Origin of the sequence: Pseudoalteromonas sp. NBT06-2 (assembly GCF_002276045.1) — a bacterium.
Lineage (GTDB): Bacteria > Pseudomonadota > Gammaproteobacteria > Enterobacterales > Alteromonadaceae > Pseudoalteromonas.
The window spans coordinates 14,576-33,273 of the sequence record NZ_NQMR01000070.1 but is presented as its reverse complement, the minus strand read 5'-3'; the positions used below and the strand labels follow the sequence as shown (position 1 = coordinate 33,273).

General features: G+C 34.1%; 19 protein-coding genes and 1 tRNA gene. 11 read left to right on the top strand and 9 right to left on the bottom strand.

The window, feature by feature from the left end:
• Nucleotides 1-88 precede the first annotated feature (88 nt).
• The 3 genes from hmpA to CJF42_RS14305 all read right to left on the bottom strand — a co-directional run bounded on the left by hmpA (nt 89) and on the right by CJF42_RS14305 (nt 3,970).
• Entirely contained in the window at nt 89-1,276 is a 1,188-nt protein-coding gene (gene hmpA, locus CJF42_RS14320; RefSeq protein WP_095367346.1) for an NO-inducible flavohemoprotein, read from the bottom strand.
• 25 nt (nt 1,277-1,301) lie between these two features.
• Nucleotides 1,302-2,573, bottom strand: coding sequence for an NnrS family protein (locus tag CJF42_RS14315; protein ID WP_095367345.1), 1,272 nt, complete (start codon nt 2,571-2,573; stop codon nt 1,302-1,304).
• A 518-nt stretch (nt 2,574-3,091) separates the two neighbouring features.
• Nucleotides 3,092-3,970, bottom strand: coding sequence for a LysR family transcriptional regulator (locus tag CJF42_RS14305; RefSeq protein WP_095367343.1), 879 nt, complete (start codon nt 3,968-3,970; stop codon nt 3,092-3,094).
• A 106-nt stretch (nt 3,971-4,076) separates the two neighbouring features.
• Between CJF42_RS14305 and CJF42_RS14300 the strand changes: the two genes are divergently transcribed.
• The 3 genes from CJF42_RS14300 to pssA all read left to right on the top strand — a co-directional run bounded on the left by CJF42_RS14300 (nt 4,077) and on the right by pssA (nt 6,809).
• Nucleotides 4,077-4,625, top strand: a complete 549-nt coding sequence (locus CJF42_RS14300; protein WP_095367342.1) for a cytochrome b — start codon at nt 4,077-4,079, stop codon at nt 4,623-4,625.
• A gap of 44 nt (nt 4,626-4,669) precedes the next feature.
• Complete coding sequence (locus CJF42_RS14295) at nt 4,670-5,257, top strand: YceI family protein (RefSeq protein ID WP_095367341.1); 588 nt, start codon at nt 4,670-4,672, stop codon at nt 5,255-5,257.
• Nucleotides 5,258-5,477: 220 nt separating this feature from the next.
• Nucleotides 5,478-6,809: a CDP-diacylglycerol--serine O-phosphatidyltransferase gene (gene pssA, locus CJF42_RS14290; RefSeq protein ID WP_095367340.1), complete on the top strand. Its 1,332-nt coding sequence runs from the start codon at nt 5,478-5,480 to the stop codon at nt 6,807-6,809.
• A gap of 101 nt (nt 6,810-6,910) precedes the next feature.
• Here pssA and ald read toward each other — a convergent pair whose 3' ends face one another.
• A complete protein-coding gene (gene ald, locus CJF42_RS14285) occupies nt 6,911-8,029 on the bottom strand; it encodes an alanine dehydrogenase (RefSeq protein ID WP_095367339.1) in 1,119 nt (372 codons plus the stop codon).
• 128 nt (nt 8,030-8,157) lie between these two features.
• Between ald and lrp the strand changes: the two genes are divergently transcribed.
• From lrp to CJF42_RS27530, 7 genes are all read left to right on the top strand, one after another.
• Nucleotides 8,158-8,649: a leucine-responsive transcriptional regulator Lrp gene (gene lrp, locus CJF42_RS14280; protein ID WP_095367338.1), complete on the top strand. Its 492-nt coding sequence runs from the start codon at nt 8,158-8,160 to the stop codon at nt 8,647-8,649.
• Between the two features lie 314 nt (nt 8,650-8,963).
• Complete coding sequence (locus CJF42_RS14275) at nt 8,964-11,603, top strand: DNA translocase FtsK (RefSeq protein WP_095367337.1); 2,640 nt, start codon at nt 8,964-8,966, stop codon at nt 11,601-11,603.
• Nucleotides 11,604-11,695: 92 nt separating this feature from the next.
• Nucleotides 11,696-12,304 carry an outer membrane lipoprotein periplasmic chaperone LolA gene (gene lolA / locus CJF42_RS14270; protein ID WP_095367336.1) on the top strand — a complete coding sequence of 203 codons (609 nt, stop codon included), beginning with the start codon at nt 11,696-11,698 and terminating at the stop codon, nt 12,302-12,304.
• Nucleotides 12,305-12,364: 60 nt separating this feature from the next.
• Nucleotides 12,365-13,648 (top strand): replication-associated recombination protein A, encoded by a 1,284-nt coding sequence (locus CJF42_RS14265; protein ID WP_502694793.1) that lies wholly within the window; start codon nt 12,365-12,367, stop codon nt 13,646-13,648.
• Nucleotides 13,649-13,654: 6 nt separating this feature from the next.
• Nucleotides 13,655-14,047 carry a fluoride efflux transporter CrcB gene (crcB, locus tag CJF42_RS14260; RefSeq protein ID WP_170940619.1) on the top strand — a complete coding sequence of 131 codons (393 nt, stop codon included), beginning with the start codon at nt 13,655-13,657 and terminating at the stop codon, nt 14,045-14,047.
• A gap of 33 nt (nt 14,048-14,080) precedes the next feature.
• The gene (gene serS / locus CJF42_RS14255) at nt 14,081-15,373 is read left to right on the top strand and encodes a serine--tRNA ligase (RefSeq protein WP_095367334.1); all 1,293 of its coding nucleotides are present in this window, start codon (nt 14,081-14,083) and stop codon (nt 15,371-15,373) included.
• Nucleotides 15,374-15,818: 445 nt separating this feature from the next.
• Complete coding sequence (locus CJF42_RS27530; protein ID WP_170940618.1) at nt 15,819-15,974, top strand: hypothetical protein; 156 nt, start codon at nt 15,819-15,821, stop codon at nt 15,972-15,974.
• Nucleotides 15,975-16,103: 129 nt separating this feature from the next.
• Here CJF42_RS27530 and CJF42_RS14250 read toward each other — a convergent pair whose 3' ends face one another.
• The 5 genes from CJF42_RS14250 to CJF42_RS14230 all read right to left on the bottom strand — a co-directional run bounded on the left by CJF42_RS14250 (nt 16,104) and on the right by CJF42_RS14230 (nt 18,196).
• Nucleotides 16,104-16,433, bottom strand: coding sequence for a TusE/DsrC/DsvC family sulfur relay protein (locus CJF42_RS14250; protein WP_095367333.1), 330 nt, complete (start codon nt 16,431-16,433; stop codon nt 16,104-16,106).
• A gap of 1 nt (nt 16,434) precedes the next feature.
• Nucleotides 16,435-16,719 carry a DsrH/TusB family sulfur metabolism protein gene (locus CJF42_RS14245; RefSeq protein ID WP_095367332.1) on the bottom strand — a complete coding sequence of 95 codons (285 nt, stop codon included), beginning with the start codon at nt 16,717-16,719 and terminating at the stop codon, nt 16,435-16,437.
• On the bottom strand, nt 16,719-17,075 hold the full coding sequence (gene tusC / locus CJF42_RS14240) for a sulfurtransferase complex subunit TusC (RefSeq protein WP_095367355.1): 357 nt from the start codon (nt 17,073-17,075) through the stop codon (nt 16,719-16,721). The genes CJF42_RS14245 and tusC overlap by 1 nt, the downstream gene beginning before the upstream one ends.
• Nucleotides 17,076-17,085: 10 nt before the next feature.
• Complete coding sequence (gene tusD / locus CJF42_RS14235) at nt 17,086-17,442, bottom strand: sulfurtransferase complex subunit TusD (RefSeq protein ID WP_095367331.1); 357 nt, start codon at nt 17,440-17,442, stop codon at nt 17,086-17,088.
• A gap of 88 nt (nt 17,443-17,530) precedes the next feature.
• Nucleotides 17,531-18,196 (bottom strand): Bax inhibitor-1/YccA family protein, encoded by a 666-nt coding sequence (locus CJF42_RS14230; RefSeq protein ID WP_095367330.1) that lies wholly within the window; start codon nt 18,194-18,196, stop codon nt 17,531-17,533.
• A 288-nt stretch (nt 18,197-18,484) separates the two neighbouring features.
• On the opposite strand from CJF42_RS14230, the gene CJF42_RS14225 reads away from it, so the two are divergent.
• Nucleotides 18,485-18,575: transfer RNA gene (locus CJF42_RS14225), tRNA-Ser, on the top strand.
• The last annotated feature ends 123 nt before the right edge of the window (nt 18,576-18,698 follow it).

Below are 18,698 nucleotides of genomic sequence, written 5' to 3'. Positions count from 1 at the left end.
AGTAAATAAAAAACCTTACTTAATCGGTTATCAATTCCTCTCATTAATCAACTATACGCTTAGAGTGTGTGATATTTCTCATTTTTGGTTATAAATGTGTATGCGGGCCAAATACTTCATAATGAATACGTGATTCACACACACCTAAATTTAATAATGATTTTTTTGTAAACTGCATAAAACCAACAGGTCCACACATATAAAAGTTTCCATTTTGCTTGGGGAGATCTAATTGGTCAAAATTGATAAAGCCTTGATATATATTTTCTTCATTGTTATTTTTTTCTTTTTCTTTATACCAAGTATTATTTTGCCATGAATGTTTATCACATAATTCTTTTACTCTGCTTTTAAAAGAATGTTGATCATTATTTTCACAGGCATGAATATAGTGCACAGTGTTTTGGTATTGCTTGTTCGATAACTTTTCTAGCATTGCTTGCATGGGCGTAACACCAACACCTGCAGAAATGAGGACTACAGGTGATTTACGATCAACAAAGAAAAAATCTCCAGCAGGTGCATAAAGGTTTACAACATCATCTACTTCCACTTGATCATGTAAGTAATTAGACACTAAACCAGGATATTCACCTTGCTCTCGTTTAACAGAAATACGGTAATGCTTATCATTAGGTTTATTTGATAATGAGTATTGACGTATTTCAACATTTTCGGTGTCATTTGGCTTTACTTCAACACCTAAATATTGTCCCACGTGATAATCAATGACATTTTGATTATCAACGGGTGCAAATATGAAACTTGTAACTAATGCCGACTCTTTAGATTTATTAATGACTCTAAACTGACGTTTGCCACGCCACCCTCCTTTAGTACTCGCTCTTTTGGTATAAAGTTCTTCTTCTCGAGATATAAATATTTGTGCTAAAAATTGATATGCATTTGCCCAAGCTTCTTCAATTTCTGTGGTAAAAGCTTCAGGTGCTAACTCACGTAATGTTGAAAGTAAATGGTGTCCAACAATTTGATAATGAGCTGGCTGAATATTAAAACTGGTATGCTTTTGTGCAATTCTTTCTACTGCTGTGGTTAAAGCAGCAAGGTCTTCTATGTTTTTAGCGTAAGCGGCGATGGCTTCAAATAAGGCGACATTTTGCTTACCTGTTTTTTGATTACTCATATTAAATATATCTTTGAGTTCAGGGTTATGTTTGAACATACGTTGATAAAAGTATTCTGTGATAGCAGTGCCAGCTTGTTCTAATAATGGAATTGTACTTTTTACTAAAGTAATATCTTTTTCAGTTAACATAAAATTTCCTAACATTTTAAACTAATTATTGATCTATGCGTTTTTCAAATAAGATCGGTGAATAAACAAAAATAAATATTAAGCCGGAACTCACCCAAAGTAGGGCACTCAGATTCCAAGCAAGTTGTGTTAAATTAAATAAAGGTAAAATGACTCTGATAAGCGCAGTTAAAATTAATAAGAGAAAAGCTAAGATCAGCATTTTATTTAAAATTAATGCTCTACCTGTATGCCCAAGAGATACACGACTCATCATTGCAAAGATCATCAAGCCTATAGCACCTATTGTGATCATATGTAGTGCATTGCTAAAAGGAATACTGATGTTAATGAAAGATAAATCAAAATAACTTAAGCCAAGTAGTATTAAACCTAAACCCATAAAAAGATAAGAGATATGTAATGACCAAAGTAAAGGTACATTGCGTGTTTTAGTACTTTTCCAAAAGCTAAGGCGTAGCAAATGTAATAATCCTGCTAACAACATGATGGTGGCTGGCGTAAATGGCAGATTAAAGAAATAACCTAAAATAAATACAACAACACCAGTTATCGCAACAGGTAAAATTAACTTTTCAATCCATATAGGGGTATTTATTTTTTGTGTTTTAGCGCCATTTTGAGTGAAAAAAGGAATTACTCTACCAGCTATTATCGATATTAATATGGTAAATAATAGAATACTCGCACGGGATAGGTGCATGGCAAGGCCTGTTAAATTGATCATGTCACATAAAATGATGGCAATATTTACTATCATCATTACACTAAGTAAAGGGACAAAAAGATAGTTTCGTTTATTTTTAGATAGGTAAACCATTTTGGTAAAAGTTAAAATAGTTACCAACCACCATACAATTTGAAAAAGCAAAGCAACTACGATTGATGAGTTTGTATTTATATATATAGCAATTCTGACAGCTATCCAGATAAGTGTTAATAAACACAGGTTTTTACCTGTGAGACTTGGTTGTTTGGTCCACGTTTTTCCTGCTGTTAATATAAAACCAGCAGCGATAGTTGTAGCAAAGCCAAATATCATTTCATGTATATGCCAAATACTCGGTGATAGACCTGAGTTATTTAAACTGATAATTGAATTTAACTGTAGTACCCAAATGATCATGCTAAGAATCGATGCTAATGAACCTAAAAGAAAAAATGGTCTAAAAGCTAAATCAAAAATATCATGTTGATAGATGCTAGAAAAAAAGGAATTACGTTCTACAACTGAATGTGATTGGTTATCTTGTTTATATTTCAACACCATCAACTCTGGATCTTGTATTTCCATCATATTAAAAAACCTTATACCCTAAACCGTGAACGCCGATGCAGCGAATAACGTAACCAACTTTAAAAATGCCAGCAAAAACAATTGTAAAAATATGACCTGCAACCTGAATATACATATTTACTAAATGATCAAAACCGAAGGTCATGGTTAAGCAAAGCAATGTGATGCACAAAGATATAAGCATTAGCCAGTTTCCGCCGATAATGCACTTTTGAAAATTGATTTGTGTTCTATCAAATTGATAATTGTTATTTATAAAAAATTGAGAGTACATAATCTGATACTTTTCTTTATTTAGATATATCTCACATAGCAATAGTGATGCCATTAATTAAGTTACTTAATTACAGTCACTTATAATTAATTTATGATAAGTGAGTCATAATGACATGTTGTTTTTGAGGTTCAAAAGAGACTATCGTGTCTTTAAGACTCTTTTTGTAATATCGAAAGAAATAAGAGATAAATTTGAAATATTGGAATGGTTTAAATGTTAATTAAATTAAAAATAAATTATTTTAAAGTGTAGATAAATGCTCACTTAAACATTCGTAGAAACATTGTATACGCGCACTGTGTTTCAAATCTTTATGATAGACAAACCACATAGACTCTTGATATTGCGGTAGGTCTATCGGCACCTTTACTAAATTTGTTATTTGGTTTGCCTGAAACACAGTAAAGGGTCCAATGCCCATGCCTTCAATGACGGCTTGATTCACATCTGGAAAATGTGAACTTTGGAATATAATTTTATCTTTATCAATCTTATCTACAATATGTTGAATAAAAGGAATTCTATATTTATCAGATGTAGGTAATGCCCAATAATGATCATTTAATTCTTTTGCAGATTTTGGCAAACCAAATTTATCAATATAGGACTGAGCAACATAATATTGCGTCGCGAATTCGGTTAAGTTTTTAACAATTAAATCTGGACCGTTGGGTTTTGAACCTGCCCGTAAAGAAATATGAGCGGCACCAGATTCTAGTGGAACAATATCATCCGTAGATAACAACTTTATTCTGATCTTAGGAAATTTATCTCTAAATGTCTTTAAAGCAGGGGTCAATTGTGAAGAAAATGAACTTAAAGTTGTGATCCTAAGTTCTCCAGCTATTTGTCCTTCCACATTATGTAGTTTATTTTCTAAACGTGAAAACTGCGCTATTAAACCAGGTAATTCTTCCATTAAAACACTACCGGCATCAGTCAACTGATAACCTCTTTGATGTCTTATGAATAACTTTACTTCCAGAGCTTTTTCTAACCTATTAACATGTCTTAATACAGTTGCATGATTTATTTCTAAAGTCTTCCCTGCTTGGCTTAAGCTTCCATCCAGAGTGACTTGATAAGCAACTTTATAATCGTCCCAAGAGATTCTTTTCATAGCTAATTAACTATTGTGCAAATATGCACAATAGTTTCGCATTTATTGATGTTTTTTAATAGTTAAAATTCATCTAATATTGACTTAACGCAAAGGGGAATGAAAAATGTTTAAGAATACGAGTACATCATATGGCTATATTTCAATCATAATACATTGGGTTATGGCTCTGATAATCTTTTGTTTGTTTGGCTTGGGTTTATATATGGTTGAGTTAAGTTATTACGATGCTTGGTATAAAGGCTCTTTAGATTTACATAAAAGTATCGGTATGGTGCTGGTGGCATTATTATTAACTAGAATATGTTGGACAGTATTTAATATTAAACCTAAATCAGCGGTTATTAATGCAAGTAAATTTGAAACTAAGTCAGCGGACTATGCACACATAGCTTTGTACTTATTGATGACAATGTTAATGTTGAGCGGCTATTTAATATCCACTGCTGACGGCAGAGATATAAGTGTATTTGGTGTTATTTCAATACCCGCTTTTTCAATAGCGATAGAGAATCAAGAAGATATAGCAGGTAGCATACACAATATTTCAGCGTGGAGTTTAGTCATTTTAGCTTCAGCACATGGCTTAGCAGCAATTAAACATCACTTTATAAATAAAAACGATACTTTAAAACGTATGTTAAAAGTATTTTAAGTCAGCAACCAACTAATTCATAAAAAAAATTATTAAGGAACAAAATGAAAAATATAATTATATCAGCAACAATATTAGCAACGAGCTTGGTTTTAGGTTCAACATCAATTTCTACTCAAGCAGCAGAATATAAAGTGGATGTTGAAGGTGCACATGCTTTTGTTCAATTTAAAATAAAACACTTGGGTTACAGTTGGTTACTTGGTGAGTTTAATACTTTTGATGGTAACTTTTTTTATGATGCAAAAAAACCGAATCAAGCAAAAATAAATATTGAGATAGATACTAAAAGTTTAGATTCAAATCATGCAGAACGTGATAAACATTTAAAAGGTAATGATTTTTTAAATGTTAATAAATTCCCAAAAGCTAATTTTGTTAGTAAAGATATCAAATTTTCAGATGATACAAACGCGATAATAACAGGTGACTTTACCTTAAAAGGTGTTACAAAAACAATATCATTTCCAATAAGTAAAATAGGTGAAGGTAAAGATCCTTGGGGTGGTTATCGTGTGGGCTTTTCGGGCTATACGAGCTTAAAACTAACTGATTATGGTATTGACTATAATTTAGGTCCAGCATCTACCCATGTTGAAATGGCATTACATATTGAAGGTGTAAGACTTTAATAGTCATTTTGAATACAAATAATGGGCATTTTATGGGGTGAATGTCCTGTATTCTCAAGTTAACTAAAAAACTTAATATGCAATATTGTTTGTATAATGCACAAACGGCGTTAAAATCACGCATTTGTCATGGTTGTTTGATTTAAATCCATGACCTCAGTGTTATTTTTTGATATGTTCTTAGCATAAATATAGTAATCCTGATAAAAGGGTACAGTTAGTGCGTACGGATTTTTGGAAAAAAACAGCTGCTTTTGGACTTCAAGATGATGCGGTCAATATATTATCTAATGCGGCAGATTATAAGTCTCAAGTATTAGAGCAAATCGCTAAAGCAGAACAAAGAATCATCATTACAGCACTTTACCTTGAAGATGATGACGCTGGACGTGAAATTTTAGCTGCATTACATCAAGCTTCATTAACCAAACCTAATCTTAAAATAACTATTTTGGTTGATTATCACAGAGCACGTCGTGGTCGTATTGGCGAAAGTAAAAGTGAAGGTAATGCGAAGCTTTATTGCGAATATAATGAAAAATACAACTCAAATGTAAAAGTCTTTGGTGTGCCAATTAAAGCAAGAGAGATTTTTGGTGTTTTACATTTAAAAGGTTTGGTATTTGACGATATTTTACTTTATACCGGTGCAAGTATTAACGACGTTTATGTACAACAACATGATCGCTATAGATTAGACCGTTATTTTGTCTTAAATCAAAAAGGTATTTGTGACAGCATAGAATCGTTTATGAATGAAATAATGCTTGTTTCTGCTGCAACCCCTAGAATTGATAGTCGCCCAATAGCAGATTATAGTGAAATTAAATTAGCGCATAAACAGCTTATGCGTACTTTGAAAAAAACTAAATATAAAGAACCTAGAGCCAGTAATAAAAACCAGCTAAGTGCAAGAATGTTTCTAGGCTTTGGTCGAAGAGGTAATGACCTTAACAAATTGATTAAAAACCTGTTTGATCAAACTAAAGAAGAACTTGTGTTATATACCCCTTATTTTAATTTTCCAGCACCTTTAATGCGTTCATTAAGGAAGCTATTAAAACATGGCAAAAAAGTAACGATTGTGGTTGGTGATAAAACAGCAAACGATTTCTATATCTCACCTGAAAAACCTTTTAATACCATAGGTGGTTTGCCTTATCTTTATGAAACAATTTTACAAAAATTCTTAAAAAGCCACAATAAATACTTAGAGCAAGGTTTATTAAAAGTATATATTTGGAAAGATAATGATAATTCGTTTCATTTAAAAGGTGTATGTTCAGATAGTAAGCGTCATTTATTGTCAGGTCATAACTTAAATCCAAGAGCTTGGAGTTTAGATATCGAAAACGGTATCTTATTAGATGATCCTAATAAAACCTTAGAGCAAAGAATTGAAGCTGAAAAAGTACAAATATTAAAACACTGTATACAAATAAATAACTATGATGAACTTGAGACTATGTCTGATTATCCTGCGCCAGTACAAAAGATTTTAGGTAAAATTAAAAGAGTGAAGGGTGATATTATTCTTAAACGGTTTATTTAATAAGATATTCTAGATTATGGCATATTTCTAGCTATGATTTTTATAAGAAATAAAAAAGCAGCTAATTGGCTGCTTTTTTACTACTAACTGCGGTTATATCATTATGCGTTTAATGCATCAACAGGAGCAACATATTGCATGTTGAAGCCTTCAGCAACTTCTTTATAAGTGACCTTACCTTTATATACGTTTAAGCCTTCAAGGAAATTAACATCATCTAATAATGCTTTTCTGTAACCTTTATTAGCAAGGTTAATGATATAAGGTAATGTTGCATTGTTAAGTGCAAAAGTTGAAGTAAGGGGTACAGCACCTGGCATATTAGCAACACAGTAATGTACAACTTCGTCAACAATGTAAGTTGGATCAGCGTGAGTTGTTGCTTTAGAAGTTTCAATACAACCACCTTGATCGATTGCAACATCAACGATTGCAGAACCAGGTTTCATACGCTTAATATGATCAGCTGTTACTAATTTAGGAGCTGATGCACCTGGAATTAAAACACCACCAATGACTAAATCTGCTTCTAAAACATGTTTTTCCAATGCATCTGCAGTTGAGTAAATCGCTTTAACTTTGTTGCCAAACTGTGCGTCTAAACGACGTAAAACATCAATGTTGCGATCTAAAATTACAACTTCAGCACCCATACCAATTGCCATCTGAGCTGCATTATTACCAACCATACCACCGCCAATAATTACCACTTTAGCTGGCTCAACACCCGGTACGCCACCTAATAACATGCCACGACCTGCATTGGATTTTTCAAGTGCTTGTGCGCCAGCTTGAATGGACATACGGCCAGCAACTTCAGACATAGGCGCTAGAAGTGGTAAACCACCGCGGCCATCGATTACTGTTTCGTAAGCGATACAGATTGCTTTACTTTTAACTAGGTCTTCAGTTTGTGGTAGATCAGGTGCAAGGTGAAGGTAAGTAAATAATATTTGATCTTCACGTAACATCGCGCGTTCAATAGCTTGTGGTTCTTTTACTTTAACGATCATGTCAGCTTGTGCAAAAACGTCAGCTGCAGTATTTAAAATCTCTGCACCAGCAGTTGTATAATCAGTATCAGTAAAACCGATACCCATACCAGCATTAGTTTCTACAAATACTTGGTGGCCGTGGTTAATAAGTTCACGAACACTACCTGGTACCATACCTACACGATACTCATGGTTTTTAATTTCTTTAGGGACACCGATAATCATAATAATTAGCCTTTTTGAACGAGGTTATGTTTTATTCTATTGTATGTGTAAATTTGTAGTTTTAATCACTTAATTTTGTATATAATTAAGTTTATTAAACTTTTTTTTAAAATTTTAGAGTGTTTTATATGGTTAAAAACAAAGCGCCTTATACCTTAGATCGAATCGATCATAAGATCTTAGTCGAATTACAAAAAGATGGACGAGTTTCTAATGTAGAGCTCGCTAGAAGGATAGGTTTAAGTGCCACACCTTGCCTTGAGAGAGTTAAAAAATTAGAAAAAGATGGTTTTATAATGGGTTATAGAGCTGTTATTGATCCTGCAAAGGTAGGCGCTGCTTTATTAGTATATGTAGAAATTACTTTAACAAAAACCTCTCCTGATGTTTTTGAAGACTTCAGCCAAGCCGTAAAACTTCACGATGAAATATTAGAATGTCATTTGGTATCAGGTAATTTTGATTTTTTATTAAAAACACGCGTAGCAGATATGTCTGCGTATAGGTTAGTACTTGGTGATGTGTTACTAAAATTACCATCAGTGAGTGAAAGTCGTACATATGTTGTCATGGAAGAGGTCAAAAGTGATGAAATGTTACCACTAAAAGTAAATTCCTGATAAAGTTCAATATGTATTGATAATATATACCCAAATGACTTCAGGATTCAGTTGGAGTTAGAAGCGCTTTAGTCTAGGCAGTGATTGTAGAGAATAATTTCTCCCTTATCAAAATCAAGAACACAGCATAAAGCGTTTCTAAACCAACCCTGTGGGGACTTATGAGTAAATTATGTTCGTTGTTCTATACTTCTTTCAAGGGAATAACCTATTAATACAAAGATACGCCTAGATCATGAATTGCTCAGCAGGCTTGGAACTCGAATCATGAAGTGGCTTGGGTATAAATAATAATAAGCAAAGGATTTTTTAATATGCGCCTAAATGGTGTACAACGCTTACTTGAAACTGGTTTAATAGTAAGTACATTTTCTGCAATTTTTATCTTATGCGCCTTGGTTAGTTTTGATCCATCAGATCCTTCATGGTCACAAACTGGCGAATTTCCCCGAGTAAAAAATGTAACCGGATCAACAGGCGCATGGATAGCTGACGCTTTATTATCTTGGCTTGGTTGGCTTGCTTTTGTTATACCTGTTGCAATCCAAGCTTTTGGGTATATCTTATTTAAGAAGCCGCATAAAATACTTCACCTTGATTACTTTACATTAGGTTTACGTGTTGTTGGTTTAGTTTTATTTATTACGACAGCAGCGGCAATTAGTAGTATCAATTTTGACAATTTATTTTATTCTTCGTCGAGTGGGATTTATTCTTCATCTGGCGGCGCTCATTTTTTGTCAGGTGGACTTGTTGGGGATGTGATTGCAAATGCAATGCTGCCTGCATTTAGTTTCACTGGGACATCTTTATTTTTATTATGTTTCTTTTTTACAGGTCTCACCTTATTAACGGGGATTTCTTGGATTCAATTTGTCGATGTTTTAGGAGAATATGCCGTTAAACTTGCTTCTTTTCTACATAAGTTACCTCAGAAATGGGTGGATAGTAGAGAAAGTAAACTAAAATCAAAAATAGTCAAAACAACATCAGTGAATACGGTCCCTGATATTTTAATAGAAGATCCTTTATTATCGTCACAGAATGAAACAACAAAGCAAGAAGTATCACAGGTTGAAATCGAGCAGTCTGTATTAGACGATGACAAAAAAGTTGCATCTTCAATTGAAGCAATAAATGATTTTGAGCCAATAGTAGGGGAGCATATTGAAGATGATTTTGAACCAATTGGCTCTGAATTTGATGAAATCAACAGTATTTTAGATCAAGATATGAGCTTTAGTGCTATTGAAGAAGAGCCCATTGATACTGTTAGCGCATTAAATTCTTTAGATAAAAACTCGTATACTCAAGTAGGATCTGTAGTAAATGAAGTAGAAAAGCCAACAGCTTCACAAAACATTGTTAAGCCTGTTATACCTCAACATTTACATCCTCAAACGGCAAAAGAAAAATTTGAAGAATTGCTAGCAGAAAAAACAATGGATAAATCTAATATGCCACCATTGCCGACATTAGAGTTATTAGATCGTCCAGATAAAGCAAAAAACCCAATATCTCAAGATGAACTTGAAGCTGTGTCGCGTTTAGTGGAAGTTAAGTTATTAGATTTTGGTATTCAAGCCGCAGTAGTAGGTGTATATCCCGGTCCAGTTGTAACACGTTTTGAACTTGATTTAGCACCTGGTATTAAAGTTGCTAAAATAACAGGTTTAGCAAAAGATTTAGCACGAGCCTTATCTGCTGTTAGTGTACGTGTTGTAGAAGTCATACCAGGTAAAACTTATGTTGGCTTAGAGTTGCCAAATAAACACCGTGAAATAGTTCGATTATCAGAAGTGATAGATGCTGATAAATTTAGACAAAGTGCATCACCGTTAGCGATGGTATTAGGAAAAGATATTGGGGGTGAACCTGTTGTAGTTGATCTTGGTAAAATGCCGCATTTATTAGTTGCGGGTACGACAGGTTCAGGTAAATCAGTCGGTGTAAATGTGATGATTATCAGCTTACTTTATAAATCAGGACCTGAAGATGTTCGATTAATTATGATAGATCCAAAAATGTTAGAGCTTTCTGTTTATGAAGGTATTCCGCATCTATTGTGTGAAGTTGTAACTGATATGAAAGAAGCATCAAATGCGCTGCGTTGGTGTGTAGGCGAAATGGAACGTCGCTATAAGCTTATGTCAGCATTAGGTGTTCGTAACTTAAATGGTTATAACCAGAAAGTATTGGCAGCAAAAGAGCAGGGCATGCCTATCAAAGATCCATTATTTAAAGACACTGATGGCATGGCGAGTGAGGCTGAAGATTTAGATAAGTTACCAAATATTGTAGTCGTAATAGATGAGTTTGCCGACATGATGATGATTGTGGGTAAAAAAGTTGAAGAATTAATAGCGCGTATTGCACAAAAAGCCCGTGCCGCAGGCATTCATTTAGTATTGGCAACACAAAGACCATCAGTAGATGTTATTACTGGTTTGATAAAAGCAAATATACCAACACGTATGGCGTTCCAAGTGTCATCTAAAATAGATTCACGTACCATATTAGATCAACAAGGTGCTGAAAACTTACTTGGTATGGGTGATATGTTATACCTACCACCAGGTACAAGCGTACCAGTACGTGTTCACGGTGCGTTTATTGACGATCATGAAGTACATGCGGTTGTTGATGATTGGAAAAAACGTGGTAAACCAAACTATGTTGAAGAAATTCTCAATGGTGATGCAACAGAAGAAATCTTGTTACCAGGCGAAGCACCTGAAGGAGATGATACAGAGCAAGACCCATTATATGATGAAGCGGTAAACTTTGTAATTGAAGGTGGTAGAGTATCAATTTCAAGCGTACAGCGTAAATTGAGAGTGGGTTATAATAGAGCGGCACGTTTAGTTGAACAAATGGAGTCCTCAGGTCTTGTTAGTGCTCCAGGACATAATGGTGCCCGTGAATTATTAGTACCAAACGCTAATTCTAATTAGGCAATTTTCACTATCAATGAGCCTTTGTTAAACTCAGGTTCATTTTTGTTTAGGTATAATAAGTAATATATAATAATTTAGGTAATACAAAAATGATTAAGAAAAGCATATTAAGTTTAATGTTCACTATGAGTTTTACTACTGCAGCGGGCGATCTAGAACAATTACGAGGCCAATTAAATTTATTAAGTAGCTTTACTGCGAACTTCGAACAAATCGTAAAAGATGATCAAGGTGAAGTATTACAACAAGGTATGGGTGAAATTGCATTACAACAACCAAATAAAATAAGCTGGCAACAAGACGACACATTATTAATATCAAATGGTGATAAAACCTATTATTTCGATAGTTTTGCTGATCAAGTTTCTATTTTTAATTCAGAAAAATTAATTCAAAGTACGCCTTTTATATTACTAACAAGTAATGACGAAAAATTATGGCAACAATACACAGTTAAAATGGAAAAAGGTGCTTATACAGTCAGTCCTAAGTCTTTAGAAAATGCTCAAGTTAGTGCGCTAGTGATCCGTTTTGAAGGTAAAAATAAAGGTTTACAAGGATTAGAAATCAAAGATATATCAGGTCAAACGTCATATTTTAATTTTTCAAAAGCAAATGTGAACCCAGAATTAAAAGCTGATATTTTTAAATTTGAGATCCCAGCGGGTGTTGAAATAGACGATCAAACAGGTAACTAACAACAAGTGACAAACTTTAATTTTGACTTTGCCCCTGATGTACGACCACTGGCTGCAAGAATGCGCCCCGAAACTTTAGACGATTATTATGGTCAAAGTCATTTATTATCGCCTGATAAACCGCTTTATAGGGCAATTATTGAAGGGCGTTGTCACTCTTTAATACTTTGGGGTCCACCTGGTGTTGGTAAAACCACACTAGCGGAAATTATTGCCCACCATGCCAATGCAAATTTAATTCGTATTTCAGCTGTCTCTGCAGGTGTAAAAGAAATAAGACAATCAGTACAAGACGCTAAAAACCATTTAGCATCTAATGGCCAACGTACTTTACTGTTTGTTGATGAAGTCCACAGATTTAATAAATCACAGCAAGATGCTTTTTTACCTCATATTGAAGATGGTACCTTTATTTTTGTTGGTGCAACCACTGAAAATCCTTCGTTTGCATTAAATAACGCGATACTGTCTCGTGCTCGGGTTTATGTTCTTAAATCTCTTACAGAGCAAGATTTAAGTGAAGTATTAGAGCAAGCCCTTTCAAGTGATAAAGGCTTAGCTAAACAATCTTTGGATATTCCTGATAACGCAAAAAAAGTATTATGTTTAGCAGCAGATGGTGATGCCAGAAAATTACTCAATTTATTAGAGCAAGCAGCAGATTTAGCAATAGAAAAAGGCGATGTATCATTAATAGATAAATCAGTATTAGAGCAAATTTTGCCAAGTCATATCGCTAAATATGATAATGGTGGTGATGAATATTACGATTTAATATCCGCATTTCATAAGTCTGTGCGCGGCTCTGCGCCAGATGCTGCGCTTTATTGGTATTGTAGAATATTAGCTGGTGGCGGTGATGCACTTTATGTCGCTCGTCGTTTATTAGCGATTGCTACTGAAGATATCGGTAATGCAGACCCTCGCGCGATGCAAGTTGCACTTAATGCTTGGGATATATATCAAAGAGTTGGCCCAGGCGAAGGCGAACGTGCCATAGCACAAGCCACGTTATACTTAGCCAGCGCCGCTAAAAGTAATGCTGTTTACACTGCCTTCAATAAAGCGAAACAGCAAGCAAACGAGCTTCCTAGCTTTCCTGTACCAAATCATTTAAGAAATGCGCCTACTAATCTAATGAAAGACTTAGGTTATGGTAGTGAATATCGCTATGCACATGATGAATCTGGCGCTTTTGCCGCCGGCGAAAACTACTTTCCTGAAGCATTAAAAGACACGCAATACTACCACCCTGTAGATCGTGGTTTAGAAAAGAAAATAAAAGAAAAATTGGATTATTTAACGGCACTTGATCAACAAAGTACAATTAAAAGGTATGAATAAAATAGTATGAATATATTCAAACTATACCTTTTTGTCGCCTTAGGTGGAGCCAGTGGTGCTTGCTTAAGGTTTTTTATTAGCGAAACCATGGTAAAACTATTGGGTAGGGGATTCCCTTTTGGTACTTTGGCGGTTAATATTCTGGGGTCGTTATTAATGGGGATTTTATTTGCCCTATTAGAAAAAGAATTCTTAGTTGGTAGTCCAGCTAAAACCATTCTTGGTATTGGTTTTCTAGGTGCGTTAACAACATTTTCTACCTTTTCATTAGATACTCTATTGCTTATGCAGCAAGGAGAGTGGTTAAAGGTAGCGTTAAATATCACATTAAATTTAGTCTGTTGTATCTTTGTTACTTGGTTAGGGATGCAATTAGTAATACAGTTTGTACAAAAATAGCACTTGTAGTGCCCAAAAGGTTAAAAGAAGAATATGTTAGATTCAAAATATTTACGTCAGGACATCAACCAAACAGCTGAACGTTTAGCACAAAGAGGTTTTAAGCTTGATGTTGACACAATCAATGCTTTAGAAGAAAGCCGTAAAGCGCTACAAGTAAAAACCCAAGAATTACAAAGTGAACGTAATACGCGTTCCAAATCAATTGGTCAAGCAAAATCACGTGGTGAAGATATTAAGCCATTACTTGAATCAGTAGGTCAATTAGGTGCAGAACTTGACGCAGTGAAAGCCGAACAAGACGAAGTATTAGAAAAATTAAAAGAGATAGCTTTAAGTTTACCTAACCTACATGATGAATCTGTACCACAAGGTAAAGATGAAGACGAAAATGTTGAAATATTGAAATGGGGCGAACCAAAAGCATATGACTTTGAAGTAAAAGATCATGTTGATTTAGGTGAAGGATTAGATAAAGGCTTAGACTTTGAAGCGGGTGTTAAATTAAGTGGTGCACGTTTCACTGTTATGCGCGGTCAAATGGCGCGTTTACACCGAGCACTTGCTCAGTTTATGTTAGATACACACACACTAAAAAATGGTTATACAGAAATGTATGTGCCTTATTTAGTTAATAAAGACAGCTTATACGGTACAGGTCAACTTCCTAAATTTGCTGCTGATTTGTTCCATACTGAAGCACTTGCTGAAGATCAAAATACATTCAGCTTAATTCCAACGGCTGAAGTACCACTCACAAACTTAGCACGAGATGAAATTTTTGAAGAAGCTGAACTTCCAGTTAAATTAACTGCGCATACACCTTGTTTTAGAAGTGAAGCGGGTAGTTATGGCCGTGATACACGTGGTCTTATTCGTCAGCATCAATTCGATAAAGTAGAATTAGTACAACTTGTAAGACCTGAAGATTCACTTGAAGCTTTAGAAGAGTTAACGGGTCACGCTGAACAAATTTTACAAGCATTAGAATTGCCTTACCGTAAAGTCATTTTATGTACCGGTGATATGGGCTTTGGCTCAAGTAAAACTTACGACTTAGAAGTATGGTTACCAGCGCAACATACTTATCGTGAGATTTCATCTTGTTCAACAATGAATGACTTCCAGGCACGTCGTATGCAAGCACGTTTCAAACGTAAAGGCAGCAAAAAGCCAGAGTTGTTACATACATTAAATGGTTCAGGCTTAGCTGTAGGGCGTACACTTGTTGCAGTATTAGAAAACTACCAACAAGCAGATGGCTCAGTTGTAGTACCTTCGGTATTAAAACCTTATATGGCTGGTATAGAAGTATTAGGTAAATAATACCATTTCCATTAATAAAGCTCCGTCTCGGCGAATTTAAACAGGATTTATGCTACGTTATTAATTTTGATAATGAAACAACCATTATCTTCAATTAATGCCTTGCCTAAATCCTGTTTAATTCTCGCTGAAATCGTGTATTTTGAAGTATCATGGGTATATATCGCTTCATTCTGTTATTTTATCGAATACAAAACCTATTTATCTAAAATGAATCTATAATTTATCTATCGCTAAAGAATAATACCTTTTAGATTGATCACATATTTATTTTAATTGGTATAAATGTAATTTCCTAAGTGTTTTCAGCGATTTAATTTCAAAGGGGGGAGACGGGGTTATTGATAGTGAATGACACTCCCTTTGATAAAGCTTTCTGCTGAACTAATTACAAAATCGTGACAGGCGATAACCAAAAAAGATAAATATTTTGATAGGTTTAACAATGACAAAGAAACACACAAAGATAAATGTAATTAAACTCGCTTTGCGTTGGTTTTATCGATTATTAATGGTGTTATTATTATTAGTCGCTGCATATATCGGTTTTGAAGCTTTTACAACAGTATATAGCAATACACATCAGGTTCAGCAAAGCTAAGTATAATTTAAGAATTACATGCCATTAATGTAGTCAACATAGCTAAATTACTTGATGAAGTTGGAAATTAACATTTAAAATAAGCTCATCGGGTATTAATCTGTGAACTATTTTAAAATCACTTCCAATTTAAATGCACCTAGCTGGTTTTGGTAACCCTGCTATTTTAGTCGCTTGTTTTGCAGGGCCTTTAGGGAATAAAGTATAAAGGTAAATACTATTGCCCTTATCTTCACCAAGTTTTTTAGCCATTGCTTTAACTAACATTCTGATAGCTGGGCTGGTATTAAATTCTTGGTAAAAATCACGTACAAAATAGACAACTTCCCAATGCGAATCGCTTAATTCAATATTTTCTTCTTTAGCAATTACAAAAGCCAGCTCTTTACTCCAATCATTTGGATTCAATAAGTAACCTTGTGTATCTGTTTCGATTTCTAACTGATTAAATTCAATCATGCTACCAACTTAATATATTTTTATATTGTAAAGCTAAATCTACCCATTGCTTATAGTCAATAAGGTTAATTACTTCATTTTTAATCCCTCGCGCTTCGCAGTCAATATCTAAAGCGATAACAGAGCTAATATCTATATGTGGGGCTAATAACGAATAACAAGCATCACGAGTGAATAGAACGCAGTCGGAGTCGTTTTTTATATCTCGTAATTTTTTATATTCAGTTTTTGTGATTGGTTTAGATAAGATATGTAAAGTCGCATTGTTTATTACTTGATTATTCATTACATATTCACCAAATGATCTTGTGTAAGCAGAATTTTTTTAATTTGAGCATTGTCTACAATAATACAATCTAAGTGTAAGTTACTAATATTAATCCCTCTTGATTGAAGAGATTGCTTACAAGCATAAATATTTTCTATATCATATAACTCAAGCATTTTTAAAGTTTTAAAATAATCTTTTAAATTAGCTAACGCGGGATTTTGCTCTGGGTGTAAGCAAAACACAGCATCATCTTTAAATAAAATACTTACATTTTGGTCAATCGCGGCAAAAATAAGTGCAGTATCAAGCGCTTCTCTACATTTAACACCATCAAATGGACTATAGGTTTGTATTACTAATATATTTTTCATATCCATAGCACTATTTGAATTGTATCCATTTATCTGTTTTGGCAACTGCCATCGCAAACTCGGCTAAACCTGCTACTGTAAAAGCGCCGGTGTTTTTAATATCCAATCCACGCTTTTCGGCTGCTGTAATACATAATAGTAAAGGTGTGTTTGAGTCATCAACAAAAGATTGCCATTGCTCATTTAATTGTACTTCGTCTTTTGCGATCATAAAATGTTCGCTCGCATGCCAAATAGCTTCTTGATATAAAAAAATAGCGTCTATCGTATGTCCTGCACACAATGTTGCTTTAGCAAAGTTAAATAAAGATAAACATGCATCAGTATCACTAGGTGAAGCATGTAAAGATAAAACAAAATTAGCCACATTATCCCCATGAATTTTGGTTACAAAAAAGCCCCGCTATTTAACGAGGCCTTTATTATACGTGAATTAATTCACTTTAAGCATGTTATTAATCGTCAGACATACCTAATAAAGCTAAAATAGACGTAAATAAGTTATAAATGTTTAAGTATAAGCCTACAGTTGCACGTATATAGTTAGTTTCACCACCGTTGATGATACGGCTTGTATCAAACAAAATGAAACCAGACATAATCAATACTACAGCAGCATTAATAACCATAAAAGTTAAAGAACTACCGATAAAAATATTAACGATACTTGCAACAATTACGACTAGTAAACCCACAGTTAAAAAGCCACCCATAAATGAGAAATCTTTTTTAGTTGTAAGTGCGTATGCAGATAGACCGAAAAATACGAGTGCAGTAGAACCTAATGCTTGCATAATAAGCATTGGGCCCCCAGCCATACCAGCATAATGGTTAAGCATAGGACCTAAACCTAAACCCATACAGCCAGTAAAAGCGAATATCCAAAAAATACCAGATGAAGAGTCAGCCTTTTTGTTTACAACAAAAATTAAGCCTAATGAAATTAAGGTAAATACTAATCCCATCATACGTGGAAGTTCTAAAGCCATAGAAATGCCTGCTGTTACAGCACTTGCTAACAAAGTCATTCCTAAAAGCATGTAAGTATTTCTCAATACTTTGTTTGTTTCTAATACCGAACTGACAGGTTTGTCTGTGGTATAAGTATGATTAAAACCCATAATAGTCTCCTTAGTTGAAACCCGTTCCTGTTCTTTACGTTTTCTAGTTTCAATGTGTTTTCAAATGAAGTGTAAAGATTAACAAGCTTAAGCAGTTAGGGCAATAAGTTGTTTATCTACAATTTTGATTATTAAACAGTAAAAGGGTTCAATAATATTTCAAAGATTAAAAAATAAACATAAACGGTATGTATTTAAACGAATTAACTGTTTTTTAATCACTTAAACAAAAAAATAAAAAAAAGACTTCACAAACATCAATTAGTTTAATAATATTCGCGCCGCTGCGGAGAGATGGCAGAGTGGTCGAATGCACCGGTCTTGAAAACCGGCATGGGTTTATAGCCCATCTAGGGTTCAAATCCCTATCTCTCCGCCACTTTCAACAACTTAGCTCTACTTAATATAATCTTTATAATTGACACCTCGTAATACTTTAGTAATAACAATCTTAAATACTAACCCTGAAATTATTATTAAATTTAATATATACAGCTAGTAT

Coding starts and splice junctions, on each gene's coding strand:
- CJF42_RS14300 (WP_095367342.1), top strand. CDS start 4,077: ATGTTTAAGAATACGAGTACATCATATGGCTATATTTCAATCATAATA.
- CJF42_RS14245 (WP_095367332.1), bottom strand. CDS start 16,719: ATGAATAATCAAGTAATAAACAATGCGACTTTACATATCTTATCTAAA.
- CJF42_RS14250 (WP_095367333.1), bottom strand. CDS start 16,433: ATGATTGAATTTAATCAGTTAGAAATCGAAACAGATACACAAGGTTAC.
- CJF42_RS14295 (WP_095367341.1), top strand. CDS start 4,670: ATGAAAAATATAATTATATCAGCAACAATATTAGCAACGAGCTTGGTT.
- CJF42_RS14305 (WP_095367343.1), bottom strand. CDS start 3,970: ATGAAAAGAATCTCTTGGGACGATTATAAAGTTGCTTATCAAGTCACT.
- ald (WP_095367339.1), bottom strand. CDS start 8,029: ATGATTATCGGTGTCCCTAAAGAAATTAAAAACCATGAGTATCGTGTA.
- CJF42_RS14230 (WP_095367330.1), bottom strand. CDS start 18,196: ATGGGTTTTAATCATACTTATACCACAGACAAACCTGTCAGTTCGGTA.
- CJF42_RS14265 (WP_502694793.1), top strand. CDS start 12,365: ATGCGCCCCGAAACTTTAGACGATTATTATGGTCAAAGTCATTTATTA.
- hmpA (WP_095367346.1), bottom strand. CDS start 1,276: ATGTTAACTGAAAAAGATATTACTTTAGTAAAAAGTACAATTCCATTA.
- CJF42_RS14275 (WP_095367337.1), top strand. CDS start 8,964: ATGCGCCTAAATGGTGTACAACGCTTACTTGAAACTGGTTTAATAGTA.
- lolA (WP_095367336.1), top strand. CDS start 11,696: ATGATTAAGAAAAGCATATTAAGTTTAATGTTCACTATGAGTTTTACT.
- CJF42_RS27530 (WP_170940618.1), top strand. CDS start 15,819: ATGACAAAGAAACACACAAAGATAAATGTAATTAAACTCGCTTTGCGT.
- tusC (WP_095367355.1), bottom strand. CDS start 17,075: ATGAAAAATATATTAGTAATACAAACCTATAGTCCATTTGATGGTGTT.
- CJF42_RS14315 (WP_095367345.1), bottom strand. CDS start 2,573: ATGATGGAAATACAAGATCCAGAGTTGATGGTGTTGAAATATAAACAA.
- serS (WP_095367334.1), top strand. CDS start 14,081: ATGTTAGATTCAAAATATTTACGTCAGGACATCAACCAAACAGCTGAA.
- crcB (WP_170940619.1), top strand. CDS start 13,655: ATGAATATATTCAAACTATACCTTTTTGTCGCCTTAGGTGGAGCCAGT.
- lrp (WP_095367338.1), top strand. CDS start 8,158: ATGGTTAAAAACAAAGCGCCTTATACCTTAGATCGAATCGATCATAAG.